The following is a 13,005-nucleotide window of genomic DNA, read 5'->3' as shown; positions in this document are numbered from 1 at the left end:
ATCGACAGCTTGGTGCTTCCGCAGCCCTATCGCGGACAAACCGCTCCTACACGAGCAGCAAAAAACGCCCGTATCCCAGTGCGCCTCTTCCGCTTACGGATGAGTTGCCGTGACCTGCTTTGTACGTGCAGCTACAATGCGCGCCATTCGACGCAGCCTGCGCCTGTTTTGGCGCCACGTCCGGCAAGGAGGTTTCCATGGGTCAACGCACGCCCCTGTACGCTCTGCATCTGGCAATGGGAGCCAAGATGACCGATTTCGGCGGTTGGGAGATGCCGCTGCATTACGGTTCCCAAGTCGAAGAACATCACCAGGTCAGACAGGAATGCGGCGTCTTCGATGTCTCGCACATGTGCGTGGTGGATGTCGGCGGCGCTAACGCCGAAGCCTTTCTGAAACACCTGCTGGCCAACGATGTCGCCCGGCTCGACCTGCCCGGCAAGGCCCTGTACAGCGTGGTGCTCAACGAGCAGGGCGGCGTACTCGACGACTTGCTGGTATACCTCACGGCGTCCGGCTACCGGCTGGTCAGCAACGCCAGCACCCGGGAGAAAATTCTCGGCTGGCTTCATCTGCACAGTCCATCTTTCGATGTAACGCTGCATGAACGCCGCGATCTGGCCATACTGGCGATTCAAGGGCCGCAGGCACGCGCCAAGCTCAGCCTGCTGGTGACCATCGCGCGCGCGGCACTGATAAAAGAACTCAAGCCATTCCAAGGCCTGGAAGAAGGCGGCTGGTTCATTGCCCGCACCGGCTACACCGGCGAGGATGGCCTGGAAGTGATGATGCCGGCCGACGATGCGGCGGATTTCTTCAACGAATTGGTCGGTGCCGGCATAGCGCCAATCGGCCTGGGTGCGCGTGACACGCTGCGTCTGGAAGCGGGGCTCAATCTTTACGGCCAGGATATGGATGAAACGGTTTCACCGCTAGTCTCCAATCTGGCCTGGACCGTCGCCTGGGAGCCGGCCTCGCGAGCCTTCATCGGCCGCGCCGCGCTGGAAGCTCAACTTGCCAGCGGCGTGCCGAGCAAGCTGGTCGGCTTGGTATTGGAGGAGCGCGGCGTGTTGCGCGCCCATCAAGTGGTGCGGGTCGAAGGCTTGGGCGATGGCGAGATCACCAGCGGCAGCTTTGCACCAACCCTGGGTAAATCCATTGCCCTGGCGCGGGTGCCGATGACCACCGGCGAGCGGGCGGAAGTGGAAATTCGTGGCAAATGGTTTCCCGTACGGGTTGTACGAGCGCAATTTGTACGACACGGTAAAATATTGATTTGATCATCGGCGATATCGCCAACCAGAGAGGACATGACATGAGCACTATCCCCGCTGATCTGCGTTATGCCACCAGCCATGAGTGGGCGCGCCTGGAAACCGATGGCACCGTGACCATCGGCATCACCGACCATGCCCAGGACGCCCTCGGCGATGTGGTGTTCATCGAACTGCCCGAAGTGGGCCAGCAATTGGCTGCCGGACAGCAAGCGGGGGTAGTCGAGTCGGTAAAAGCCGCATCGGACATCTACGCACCGATTAGCGGCGAGGTGATCGAGGTGAACTCGATGCTGGTCGACGGCCCCGAACAGATCAACAGCCATCCTTATGAGAGCTGGTTCTACAAGCTCAAGCCGCAGAACACTGCCGAAATGGATAACCTGTTGGATGCCGCTGGCTACCAGGCCTCAGTTGACGCCTGACCCACCGTGCATCACGTCCAGAGGCCGCCTTAGTGCGGCCTCTGGCGTTTCTGGACGCTTATTCTGCAAAGTGTTGGGGATACGCGAGGATCGCAGTGGCCAGTTCCAGGTCATTGACCTGTAGGTCGGGATACTGTTCACGCACCTGCTGCAGCGCGGCGTCGAGGTAGGCGCCACGCAGGGTGCCGCCGCTGGCGACGAAGGCGCTGGCATCGTCCTGGGCAGCGGAAACGACCTTATCATCCTTAAGCGTGGAATACAGCGAGGCCGAAATACCGGCCGACGTAGCGTAATCACTCCAATCCCTCGCACTTAGCGAAGTGGCGGACACACCCAGCGCGATAGCGCTGAACATCAATAGCGTGCGGCGCATGGCAGCAGCTCCTGCAAAACTGAAGAATACTTACCTTTGTTCAGATTACCGCTGCGGCAGGTGAGTTCCCGCCTGTTCTCGAGGTGAAGCCGCATTCAAGGCCGCACGCAAGGCAGGATCACGTCCGTAGATATCGGGGCGATACTGCACCCGACCACTGGCATCGACTTCTGCAGTCCAGTACGCCATGAGGATGGGCAGCGGTCGGTTCAGTCGGTACTCATGGGTCCTGCCCGTTTCCAACAGTGCCGTCACCCGTTCGTGCTCGCCCTCGCTGAGCAACAGATCCACCAGCGTCAGGGCACCTTCGACTCGTACACAACCGGAGCTGAACGTACGCTGCGCTTCCGAGAACAGCTGCTGGCTGGGCGTGTCATGCAGGTAGACCGCAAAGGGATTGGCAAAGCGCACCGCCACCTTGCCCAGCGGATTGCTCGGCCCGGCATCCTGGCGCAGGCGCAGACCCCGCACATTGTTCCAATCCACGTGATAAGGGTTCAGTCGGTTGCCATACTGGTCGAAGACACGCATCTGGTGACGGGCCAAAAATCCGATGTCACGGCGGATTTCCGGCAGTTTGTCTTCGCGCAAAATAGTCGGCGGTACCGTCCAGGTCGGGTTCAGGGTCAGCCGTTCGATCATCGACTTGAGCTGCGGCGTGGCCCGCTCAGCACGACCGACCTGTACGCGCGTCTGCCAGACAGGCATCCGGTTGCGGTAGTAGCTCAACTGCCCTCCGGCGATATCCACCAGCAGCAGCTGGCTCTCCATGTCGCGGGCGTACCAGCGCCAGCGTTCGAGATTGACGCGCAATTGATCGAGCCGCGACGCGGGGCTGATATTGAGCGCGTCCAGCGTACCCGGGCCGACGATGCCATCCACCTTGAGCGCATGTTGGCGCTGAAAGTCCTCTACCGCGTCCACCAGCGCGTATTGATAGCGCAGCCCTTCGCCGCCTTTTTCCAGTTCGAGCACCGAGGATGTCAGATAACCCGCCTGAATCAAGCTGCTACGCAAGGCGGGCACTCGACTGTCCTGCATGCCTGGTCGCAGCAGGGGGCCGGGCGGCACTGGCGTCCAGGGCGGCAGCGGGCTGTCACGCATGCGCACATAGGCAGCGCGCAACGCCTGGTACTGATCGAGCGCGGGACGGGCCTGCTCGAACGCACTCTGCACATCGTCGACGCCCAGCAACGCCAGCGTCTGCACGGTCAGGGCTTCATCCGTGTGCTGCGCACGCCACATAGGCTCCAGTTGCGCCTGTGGTAGCCGCCCATGGACGAGATGCTGCAAAGCCTGCAGATAGGCATGACTGGCTAGAATGTCGAGACAGGCGAGCCAGCGTGGATCGGCGCCGCCATTCTGGCTCATTCGCCGCAGCGTCGCCGGCTGGTAGAAGGCCGCGTCCAGGCCATCATCGGCCAGTTTCTCCAGCTCTTCCACCAAGTTGTTCAAGCTGCGCGGGTCGCTCCACAGCGGAGTGAAGGCGAACGGCAAGTAGAAAGCTTGCAAGCGCTGGCGGGCCTGTTCATCAAGCCCCGGCGGGGTCGTTTGGCAGCTGCCCGGAAACCGCCCCAGGATTTGCTGGAGTGGAGTGGTGGCGATGGGGGCGTCCGTTTTAGCCGTTGCGACGAGCGGAACCGTCAACAACCAGACACTCAGATAAACTGCCGATCGTTTTTTATCCAAGACATCGCTCCGCACTCACTTGGACAGTCAGACGGTCGCACCCTCAAAAGGGCGGACCCGTGAACAACAAGAGTCCTCAAGGAGTATAGGCAGGTAGCCAGCGATACAAGACAGGACGTCAGGAGACTGACCAACGAGGCCTTTGCCCATGATTCGCGTTATTCGACGCCTGCTTTGCGCTGCGGGATTGTCCCTGTGCGCCACGCCACTTCTGGCGGCTCAACCGACGTATCAACCCCTGGTGGACAGCCTGGCCAGGGTCGCGCCCAAGCTCGACCGTCAGGTGCTCACCCATGCCGTGGCGGCCATGCAATGCGCGGTCAATCACGGCGCCACGCCTGCCGGGCGGCTGGCGGTGATCGATTTCTCACTGCCGTCCAGTCAGCGGCGGCTGTGGATTTTCGACTTGGACAAGAAAACAGTGTTGCTCAAGGAGTACGTGGCCCATGGCCAGAAGTCCGGACAAAACCACGCCACGCGCTTCTCCAACCAGGTCAACAGTCATCAATCGAGCCTGGGTCTGTTCCGTACAGCCGAGAGCTATCGGGGCAAGCACGGCTACTCACTGCGCATGGACGGCATGGAGCCCGGCATCAATGACCGCGCCCGTGAACGGGCCATCGTCATTCACCCCGCCGATTATGTAGACCCAAGCTGGATCGCCAAGCAGGGGCGCATCGGCCGCAGCTGGGGTTGTCCGGCGGTACGCCCGGAAGTGGCGCGCATGGTGGTGGATAGCCTCAAGGGTGGGCAATTCATGTTTTCCTGGTACCCCGACCAGGAGTGGCTGCAATCCTCGGCCTACCTGAACTGCGAACCGCAGCGGGTGGCGAGCATCATTGCCGCCGGTCCGCGCAAAGGCTGATCCGCGCAAGCCACAGTTGCGTCAGCGCTACCGTTGCTCGCTCTGCGGGGTGACGCGCAACACTTCCTCCACAGTGGTCAGTCCGGCGGCAATTTTCTGCGCGCCGGACAACCGTAAGCTGCGCATCCCGTCCTTGAAGGCGGCCCGGCGTAGGGCGATCAGGTCGGTATCGGCACCGATCAGCGGCTTGAGGTGATCATCCAGCAGCATGATTTCGTAGACACCGGCGCGCCCGCGATAGCCGGTGTCGCGGCATTCCAGGCAACCCACCGCACGATGCGCACCCGTGGGCAGCGGGGCGTTCCACGGTTTGGTCAGGGTCTGCCAATCCTCGGCGTTCAACTCCACCGGCGCCTTGCAGTGGGGGCACAGGGTGCGCACCAGGCGCTGGGCCATCACGCCAAGCAGCGTGGCGCGCAACAGGTAATGGGGCACACCCAGTTCCAGTAAACGGGTGATAGCGCTGGGGGCGTCGTTGGTATGCAGGGTGGACAGCACCAGATGGCCGGTAAGTGCCGCCTGGATGGCCATCTCGGCCGTTTCCAGGTCGCGGATTTCACCGATCATGATGATGTCCGGGTCTTGGCGCATCAGCGCGCGCACGCCACTGGCGAACCCCAGTTCGATGTTGTGCTGCACCTGCATCTGGTTGAAGGCGCCTTCGATCATCTCGATCGGGTCCTCGATGGTGCAGACGTTCACTTCCGGCGTCGCCAGCTGCTTGAGTGTGGTGTACAGCGTAGTGGTCTTGCCCGAGCCAGTCGGCCCGGTCACCAGGATGATGCCGTTGGGCTGACCGGTCATGCTCTGCCAACGACGCAGGTCGTCGGCGCCAAAACCAAGCTGATCGAAACTCTTGAGCAGCACTTCCGGGTCGAAGATACGCATCACCATCTTCTCGCCAAACGCCGTAGGCAGCGTTGAAAGCCGCAGCTCCACCTCGTTGCCCTCGGGCGTCTTGGTCTTCACCCGGCCATCCTGCGGCTTGCGCTTCTCGGCGACGTTCATCCGCCCCAGCGATTTCAAGCGGCTGACCACCGCCATGGTCACCTGCGGCGGCAATTGGTAGACGTTGTGCAGCACGCCGTCGATGCGAAAGCGCACCGTGCCCTGCTCGCGGCGTGGCTCGATATGGATGTCGCTGGCGCGCTGCTGGAAGGCGTATTGGAACAGCCAATCGACGATGTTGACGATGTGCGCATCGTTGGCGTCCGGCTCCTGATCGGTAGCGCCGAGACTGAGCAACTGTTCGAAGTTGCCCAGGCCACTGAATTTCTGATCCACCGCCGTGGCGCCACTCACCGAACGGGCCAAGCGGTAAAACTCGGTGGTGAAGCGCTGAATATCCGCCGGATTGGCCACCACGCGGCGGATCGGCCGTTGGAGCACATGGGTCAGGTTGGCTTCCCAGGCATGCACGAACGGCTGGGCGCTGGCGATGGTGACCGTTTCGCTGTCCACCGCCACGGCGAGAATCTTGTGCCGCTGGGCGAAGGCATAGGACATCAGTGGCGTGACCGAGGCGACATTGATCTTCAAGGGGTCAATGCGCAGGTAGGACTGGTCGGCCCACTCGGCCAACCACAAGGTCAGGCTTTCCAGATCCAGCATGCGACCTGGCCGAGTCAGATCATTCAGCTGCTGAGTGGCGAGAAACTCCAGCGGGTGCTGCTGGGGATTGGCGGCGCCGCGGCGGATGGCCAGGCATTGCTCGGCACTTTCCTGGGACACCCGCCCCTGAGCGACCAGCTCACGCAACACATCGTTGAGGTCCAGCCAGCGGTCGGGGGCGGCAGGAGCGAAAGTGGACATGGACGAGGCCTCGGACTGCGGCAAACGGATCGGCGCAGCTTAACGAGTCGTCCTCGGCCACGCCTTGCGGCTTTGCACAGTCCGGGCAGAGGGCGGCGGAGCCGGATGCAGGAGCGGGCGGGTCCGCGATACTCGACTCCCGATACCCATCCGGGGTCGGTGATGGGTATCGCTTCGCTCAACGCCCTGCCACGAGGCGCGTGTCGCGCCAAGGAAAGGATTTTTACGCGCGGTTACTTCAAGGCTTTCCAGCCCTTGAGCATCCATACGGTTTGCACCTGCTCGGCGCGTGCTGCCAGCACGGCGTCGTCGGCCGGGGCGACTGCCAGCTCATGCAACTTGTGCAGCTCGCCGTACAGGCGGTCGGCTTCGGGAATGTTCAGCGCACCACGGGCCAGGCGCAGCCAGGCGAGCATGCGCTCCAGACGCGGCAACTGTTCAGCCAGGTCACCCGGTTGGCGCTGGTAGCGCTCCAGCGGCAGGGCGGTAATTTCCTCGTTGAACAGGCGGTTGAGCCAGCGTTCGATCGGTGCGGCGCCGGCGCGAGCACCGCGCTCGTTGCGCGCTGTGGTCCAGGCGCGGCTCAGCAGCCACTGCGAGGCCAGCAATGAGAAGCGGCCCCAGCGAATCGCGCCGAGCTCGGCAGCGAATAGCTCTGGCGCCGCCTGACGCACCTGGGCGTCATCGCGACCGGCGCTCAGGCGCGGACGCCAGTCACCGATCAACGCATCCAGCGCTTCGCGCAGCTCACGGCTGCTGGCACGCGGCACGGCCTGGCCGAGACTGCCGAGCAATGCGCGCAGGTCGAGCAAGTGTTGAAGCCACTGCTCGAGCAGCTTCCAGTGGCCATTAAAACGGTACTGCTCCGCCAGGCGCTGACTGATGCCCAGCAGGTACCAGGCCAACACAGAAAAGGCATCGTCCAGCGGTTGCTGGGCCTCAATCTGCGGCGTCGGCAGGCTCAGGCTGTAGCTGTTGGCATCGAACAGTCGGTAACCGCGCTCGGCCTTGCTGATGTCGCAGGGCATCAACGGCAGATCGGCGGCCAGCTCGGCAGCCAGCTCCAAGAGCGCTGCGGGTTCGCCCTGACGCAGTTCCAGTTCCAGCTCGCAGATTTCTTCTTCGCCTTCACCGGCAATCACCTTACCCAGGTCCAACGCCGCCTCTATCACCACCTTGGCCTTGCCGCGGCCCCAGGCAATTTCAGCTTTTTCACGGACAAAATCGGTGGTGAAGAGCGGCGCGAGTTGCTGTTTGTCCAGGTCTGCCAAGGCCGCCGGCCAGCAATCGTCCGCCAGCTTGCTCAGGTCCAGCGCGGGGGTATCGAGGTACCAGTCCCACTCGTTGCGCTCGGAAAGCCCTGCGACGCTCTGACCGCGGCTCTTCAGCGTCTGGATCAGTTGTTCACCGTCGCGGCGCAGGCGCAGGGCGACATGGGCGCGGGCCAGGTCGCGGGCAGGCGTGTCGAAATACTGATTGAACAGCTCGCCGCGCTGCCAGCCGCTCTTGTTGCGCTTCTTCAACAGCGGGTGCTCGCGCAGGGCGGTCAGGGTTTCGCGGCTGACGCGCAGCTTGATTTCGGTTTCTTTGTTCATGCGGTGGCGGGCTCGGTGTCACGATGAGAGGGCGGGAACAGACGGCGAACGTACTGCAGTCAGGGAGACCGCCTCGCGGCCTGACAAGGGCCGTCTAGCATACAGGCATTACTGTTCGATGACCTACGCTAGCGAGGGCTCGCAGTGCCCCGTATACTTGCCGCCTCTTTTCGACCTAGGGTTCTCCCTAATGCCAGTCAATCCCTTTGCCAGTCTGTTCGGTCGGTCGCCTATCGGGCCGATGCAACAACACATCGCCAAGGCCCACGAATGTGCGGCCAACCTGGTGCCCTTCTTCGAGGCCGTCATGGCCGAAGATTGGGAGCGTGTAGAACAGGTGCAGCAGGAAATGGTGCGTTTGGAGCGCGAGGCCGACAAGCTCAAGAAGAGTGTGCGCATGCACCTGCCCAAGAGCCTGTTTCTGCCTGTGCCGCGTTCCGACTTGCTCGATCTGCTCAGCGTGCAGGACAAAGTGGCCAACCGGGCCAAGGACATCGCCGGCCTGATGCTGGGCCGCCAGATGACCATTCCCCACTCCATCCAGCCGCAGATGCTTGCCTACGTGCGCCGCTGCGTGGATGCCAGCGCCCAGGCCTTGAAGGCCATGGATCAATTGGACGAATTGTTGGAAACCGGATTCTCGGGCCGCGAAGCCACGATTGTGGAGCGCATGGTCGAGGAACTGGAAGCTATCGAAAACGAGACCGATCGTCAGCAGATCGAAGTTCGTCGCGGTTTGTACAAACTGGAGAAGGACCTTCCCCCCGTCGATGTGATGTTCCTCTACCGGATCATCGACTGGGTCGGCGACATCGCCGACCGTGCCGAGCGTGTCGGCAACCGACTGGAACAACTGCTGGCGCGCTAGGCGCCAGCTTCCTTTCTGGAATCTACAGGTAATTTTTTATGTCTCTTGTCGCGGACTACGGCTTCGTACTCCTCGTGCTGGCCTGCTGCTTCGGTTTTTTCATGGCCTGGGGTGTGGGTGCCAACGACGTTTCCAACGCCATGGGTACTTCGGTGGGTGCCAAGGCACTGACCATCAAGCAGGCGATTCTGATCGCCATGGTGTTCGAGTTTCTTGGCGCCTACCTGGCCGGTGGCCAGGTCGCTGAAACCATCAAGAACGGCATTGTCGCCGCTGATGTGATTCCCGCCGACCTGTTCGTGCTGGGCATGCTGTCCTCACTGCTCGCCGCCGGGACCTGGCTGCTGGTCGCCTCCCTGCGCGGCTGGCCGGTCTCCACCACCCACTCGATTGTCGGTGCCATCATCGGCTTCGCCTCGGTTGGCGTGTCGGTCGATGCCGTGAACTGGGCCGGACTGGTACCCATTGTCTCTAGTTGGATCGTTACACCGCTTCTCTCTGGAATCCTCGCCTGGGGACTGTTCAAAAGCGTGCAATGGCTGATCATCGACACTGACAACCCCTTCCAGAACGCCAAGCGCTGGGTGCCGGTCTACATGTTCCTCACCGGCTTCATGCTGGCGCTGATGACCTTCACCAAGGGTCTGAAACACGTTGGCTTGAACTTTAGCGTGGGCCAGAGCGTGCTCTTTTCTATCGGCGTCGGTGCTGCCGTTTGCCTGCTGGGCGTTGCCCTGCTGACGCGCATCAAGCTCGACCCCGAAGCCAACCGCACGTTCCAGTACGCCAGTGTGGAAAAAGTGTTTTCCGTGCTGATGATCTTCACCGCCTGCGCCATGGCCTTTGCCCATGGCGCCAGCGACGTGTCCAACGCCGTGGGCCCATTAGCGGCAGTGGTCGGGGTGATCGAAGCCGGCGGAGACATGGTCGTTGGCGGCAAATCGCCCGTTCCGGCTTGGGTCCTGTTGATGGGCGCCTTCGGTATCGTGGTCGGCCTGGCCACCTACGGCTGGAGAGTGATTGCCACCATCGGCAAGGGCATCACCGAGCTGACCCCCAGCCGTGGCTTCGCCGCCGAACTGGCCACCGCCAGCACCGTGGTCGCTGCGTCAGGCATCGGCCTGCCAATCTCCACCACCCATACCCTGGTGGGCGCGGTCCTGGGTATTGGCCTGGCACGCGGCATCGGCGCATTGAACCTGTCGGTGGTCGGCAAGATCTTCACCTCCTGGGTCGTGACCCTGCCGATTGGCGCTCTGTTGGCGATCATCTACTTCGAAATCATGTCGCTGATTTTCCTGTAAGAGCAGTTGCAAGCTTCAGGCTACGAGCCGCAAGCTCGTAGCCTCGATTAGCCGAAGGCGTAATCCGGGGGATGCATGTCCTTCGGGTTGTCGGATTACGCTTCGCTAATCCAACCTACGCCTGAAGCCTGTTGCTATGATGAGGGCCTCTGCGAAAGAGTCGCCCCCTATGCCCTTGCCTTCGCTGAAAGACCAGTTCGCCGCGCTGATCGCCGCGCCCTCGGTGAGTTGCACCCAGGCGGCCCTGGACCAATCCAACCTTGCCGTGATCGAGTTGCTGGCCGGCTGGCTCGGCGACTTGGGGTTCGTCTGCGAACTGCAAGAGGTTACGCCCGGAAAATTCAACCTGCTGGCCAGCCATGGCACGGGCCCAGGCGGCCTGGTGCTGGCCGGACACAGCGACACCGTGCCTTACGATGCCGCCTTGTGGCGCAGCGATCCCTTGCGCCTGACCGAGCGGGACGGCCGCTGGGTTGGTCTGGGCGTGTGCGATATGAAGGGCTTTTTTCCGCTGGTGATCGAAGCGGTCAAGAGCCTGCTCGACCAGACCTTCCGCCAGCCGCTGCTGATTCTCGCCACCTGCGATGAGGAAAGCTCGATGTCCGGGGCCCGCGCCCTGGCTGCCGCCGGTCGACCGCTAGGCCGCGCCGCGGTGATCGGCGAACCCACCGGACTCAAGCCAATTCGCCTGCACAAAGGCGTGATGATGGAACGCCTGAATATCCTCGGCCGAAGCGGCCACTCGTCCGACCCCCGTTATGGCCACAGCGCCTTGGAAGCCATGCACGACGCCATGGGCGAACTCCTTGCACTGCGCGCACAATGGCAACGCGAATTCCACAACCCGCTGTTCAACGTGGCGGTGCCTACGCTTAATCTCGGCTGCATCCACGGCGGCGACAATCCCAACCGCATCTGCGGCCAGTGCGCCTTGGAGTTCGACCTACGCCCGCTGCCGGGCATGGACCCGCAGCAGCTGCGCGCGGCAATTCACAGCAAACTGCAGCCCCTGGCCGAGCGGCACCAGGTGCGCATCGACTTCGCCCCATTGTTTCCCGAGGTGCCGCCCTTCGAGCAGACTGCCGACAGCGAACTGGTACGCCTGGCCGAACGCCTGACCGGACAGGCCGCCGAAGCGGTGGCGTTCGGCACCGAAGCGCCTTATCTTCAGCAGCTTGGCTGCCAGACAATTGTGCTGGGCCCGGGCGACATCGCCTGCGCCCATCAGCCGGACGAATACCTGGAGCTGGCGCGCCTCGAACCCACCGTGCGTATCCTGCGCCAACTGATCGAACATTACTGCCTGCGCCCAATGTCCATGGATGCCAGCGCCACCTTGCCTACAGGAGACTGACCGTGCAGCCGCAGCTTCGACGATAAAGCCGCTTACTGTCTTCCGCTTGCTCATCGACCGCTTACGCAAAAGGCTTCCCATGCACGAATACGTCAACTGGCTGCGCCATGCCTCGCCCTACATCAACGCCCACCGCGACCGCACCTTCGTGGTCATGCTGCCCGGCGACGGCGTCGCCCACCCGAATTTCGGCAATATCGTCCACGACCTGGTTCTGCTGCACAGTCTCGGCGTACGCCTGGTGCTGGTACACGGTTCGCGCCCGCAGATCGAAGCGCGTCTTGCTCAGCGCGGGCTGGCGCCGCGCTTTCACCAGGACCTGCGCGTCACCGACGCGGCAACCCTGGAGTGCGTAATCGACGCGGTCGGCCAATTGCGCATCGCCATCGAAGCGCGCCTGTCCATGGACATGGCCGCCTCGCCGATGCAGGGCGCGCGCTTACGTGTCACCGGCGGCAATTTCGTCACCGCACGGCCCATCGGCGTCGTCGAGGGCGTCGACTACCAACACACCGGCGAAGTGCGACGCATCGACCGCAAGGGCATCAATCGTCAGCTCGATGAACGCAGCATCGTGCTGCTTTCGTCGCTGGGCTATTCGCCCACCGGGGAAATCTTCAACCTGGCCTGCGAGGACGTCGCCACTCGCGCGGCCATTGACCTTGAGGCCGACAAGCTGCTGCTGTTCGGAGCCGAACGCGGCTTGCTCGACGAACAGGGCACGCTGGTGCGTGAACTGCGCCCACAGCAGATTCCGGCCCACCTCAAGCGCCTAGGCAACAGCTATCAGGCCGAGCTGCTGGATGCGGCCGCCCAGGCCTGTCGCGGTGGGATCAAGCGCAGTCATATCGTCAGTTACGCCGAAGACGGCGCGCTGCTCAACGAACTGTTCACCCGTGAAGGGGGCGGCACCTTGGTGGCCCAGGAACAGTTCGAGGCGGTGCGCGAAGCAAGCATCGCCGACGTTGGCGGCCTATTGGAATTGATTCGCCCGCTGGAAGAACAGGGCATCCTGGTGCGCCGCTCACGGGAGATGCTGGAGCGCGAGATCGAACAATTCAGCATCGTCGAGCGCGAAGGCCTGATCATTGCCTGCGCGGCGCTTTATCCCATACCGGACTCGGACTGGGGCGAACTGGCGTGCCTGGCCGTGCATCCCGATTACCGCCACGGCCAGCGCGGCGATGTGCTGATGGAACGCATCGAGAAACGCGCCCGTGCGTTGGGGTTGAAGACCCTTTTCGTGCTTACCACCCGCACTGCCCACTGGTTCCAGGAGCGCGGTTTCAAACCCAGCGGCGTCGAACGCCTGCCGGCGGCCCGCGCTTCGCTATACAACTTTCAGCGCAACTCGAAAGTGTTTGAAAAAGGCCTTTAAAAGCAGCGGCCAGCATCAAGCCCGAGGCGTGACAGGGCACTCGGCTTTAACACGCTGCGCAACGCCAT

At 62.6% G+C, this 13,005-nt stretch carries 11 protein-coding genes; 7 read left to right on the top strand and 4 right to left on the bottom strand.

Annotated elements, in window-relative coordinates:
* The first annotated feature begins 197 nt into the window (after positions 1-197).
* Both gcvT and gcvH read left to right on the top strand, forming a co-directional pair.
* Positions 198-1,280, top strand: coding sequence for a glycine cleavage system aminomethyltransferase GcvT (gcvT, locus tag ACTV8E_RS01465; protein ID WP_443198238.1), 1,083 nt, complete (start codon positions 198-200; stop codon positions 1,278-1,280).
* Positions 1,281-1,315: 35 nt separating this feature from the next.
* Entirely contained in the window at positions 1,316-1,699 is a 384-nt protein-coding gene (gene gcvH, locus ACTV8E_RS01460; RefSeq protein WP_443198237.1) for a glycine cleavage system protein GcvH, read from the top strand.
* A gap of 58 nt (positions 1,700-1,757) precedes the next feature.
* Here gcvH and ACTV8E_RS01455 read toward each other — a convergent pair whose 3' ends face one another.
* Positions 1,758-2,072 (bottom strand): DUF2388 domain-containing protein, encoded by a 315-nt coding sequence (locus ACTV8E_RS01455; RefSeq protein WP_443198236.1) that lies wholly within the window; start codon positions 2,070-2,072, stop codon positions 1,758-1,760.
* A gap of 45 nt (positions 2,073-2,117) precedes the next feature.
* Positions 2,118-3,722, bottom strand: coding sequence for a L,D-transpeptidase family protein (locus ACTV8E_RS01450; protein ID WP_443198326.1), 1,605 nt, complete (start codon positions 3,720-3,722; stop codon positions 2,118-2,120).
* Positions 3,723-3,909: 187 nt separating this feature from the next.
* On the opposite strand from ACTV8E_RS01450, the gene ACTV8E_RS01445 reads away from it, so the two are divergent.
* On the top strand, positions 3,910-4,626 hold the full coding sequence (locus ACTV8E_RS01445) for a murein L,D-transpeptidase catalytic domain family protein (protein ID WP_443198235.1): 717 nt from the start codon (positions 3,910-3,912) through the stop codon (positions 4,624-4,626).
* A gap of 27 nt (positions 4,627-4,653) precedes the next feature.
* Here the strand turns inward: ACTV8E_RS01445 and ACTV8E_RS01440 are convergent, their stop codons facing one another.
* Both ACTV8E_RS01440 and ACTV8E_RS01435 read right to left on the bottom strand, forming a co-directional pair.
* Complete coding sequence (locus ACTV8E_RS01440; RefSeq protein ID WP_443198234.1) at positions 4,654-6,438, bottom strand: GspE/PulE family protein; 1,785 nt, start codon at positions 6,436-6,438, stop codon at positions 4,654-4,656.
* 233 nt (positions 6,439-6,671) lie between these two features.
* Positions 6,672-8,033: a CYTH domain-containing protein gene (locus ACTV8E_RS01435; protein ID WP_443198233.1), complete on the bottom strand. Its 1,362-nt coding sequence runs from the start codon at positions 8,031-8,033 to the stop codon at positions 6,672-6,674.
* 190 nt (positions 8,034-8,223) lie between these two features.
* Between ACTV8E_RS01435 and ACTV8E_RS01430 the strand changes: the two genes are divergently transcribed.
* The 4 genes from ACTV8E_RS01430 (at position 8,224) to argA (ending at position 12,937) form a co-directional block, all read left to right on the top strand.
* Positions 8,224-8,901: a TIGR00153 family protein gene (locus ACTV8E_RS01430; RefSeq protein WP_251835653.1), complete on the top strand. Its 678-nt coding sequence runs from the start codon at positions 8,224-8,226 to the stop codon at positions 8,899-8,901.
* A gap of 38 nt (positions 8,902-8,939) precedes the next feature.
* Positions 8,940-10,205 carry an inorganic phosphate transporter gene (locus tag ACTV8E_RS01425; RefSeq protein ID WP_251835652.1) on the top strand — a complete coding sequence of 422 codons (1,266 nt, stop codon included), beginning with the start codon at positions 8,940-8,942 and terminating at the stop codon, positions 10,203-10,205.
* Between the two features lie 169 nt (positions 10,206-10,374).
* The gene (argE, locus tag ACTV8E_RS01420; RefSeq protein WP_443198232.1) at positions 10,375-11,559 is read left to right on the top strand and encodes an acetylornithine deacetylase; all 1,185 of its coding nucleotides are present in this window, start codon (positions 10,375-10,377) and stop codon (positions 11,557-11,559) included.
* Positions 11,560-11,638: 79 nt separating this feature from the next.
* Complete coding sequence (argA, locus tag ACTV8E_RS01415) at positions 11,639-12,937, top strand: amino-acid N-acetyltransferase (protein ID WP_443198231.1); 1,299 nt, start codon at positions 11,639-11,641, stop codon at positions 12,935-12,937.
* Positions 12,938-13,005: the final 68 nt, after the last annotated feature.

It is taken from the genome of Pseudomonas sp. B392_1p, from assembly GCF_052245235.1.
Taxonomy (GTDB): Bacteria; Pseudomonadota; Gammaproteobacteria; order Pseudomonadales; family Pseudomonadaceae; genus Serpens; species Serpens gallinarum.
The sequence above is the reverse complement of the archived record's forward strand: the minus strand, read 5'-3'. Positions and strand labels throughout refer to the sequence as shown.

Bases quoted from the DNA above. Each gene is read 5' to 3' on its own strand.
- ACTV8E_RS01435 (WP_443198233.1), bottom strand. From the start codon at position 8,033: ATGAACAAAGAAACCGAAATCAAGCTGCGCGTCAGCCGCGAAACCCTG.
- ACTV8E_RS01455 (WP_443198236.1), bottom strand. From the start codon at position 2,072: ATGCGCCGCACGCTATTGATGTTCAGCGCTATCGCGCTGGGTGTGTCC.
- ACTV8E_RS01425 (WP_251835652.1), top strand. From the start codon at position 8,940: ATGTCTCTTGTCGCGGACTACGGCTTCGTACTCCTCGTGCTGGCCTGC.
- argE (WP_443198232.1), top strand. From the start codon at position 10,375: ATGCCCTTGCCTTCGCTGAAAGACCAGTTCGCCGCGCTGATCGCCGCG.
- gcvT (WP_443198238.1), top strand. From the start codon at position 198: ATGGGTCAACGCACGCCCCTGTACGCTCTGCATCTGGCAATGGGAGCC.
- argA (WP_443198231.1), top strand. From the start codon at position 11,639: ATGCACGAATACGTCAACTGGCTGCGCCATGCCTCGCCCTACATCAAC.
- ACTV8E_RS01440 (WP_443198234.1), bottom strand. From the start codon at position 6,438: ATGTCCACTTTCGCTCCTGCCGCCCCCGACCGCTGGCTGGACCTCAAC.
- ACTV8E_RS01430 (WP_251835653.1), top strand. From the start codon at position 8,224: ATGCCAGTCAATCCCTTTGCCAGTCTGTTCGGTCGGTCGCCTATCGGG.
- ACTV8E_RS01445 (WP_443198235.1), top strand. From the start codon at position 3,910: ATGATTCGCGTTATTCGACGCCTGCTTTGCGCTGCGGGATTGTCCCTG.
- gcvH (WP_443198237.1), top strand. From the start codon at position 1,316: ATGAGCACTATCCCCGCTGATCTGCGTTATGCCACCAGCCATGAGTGG.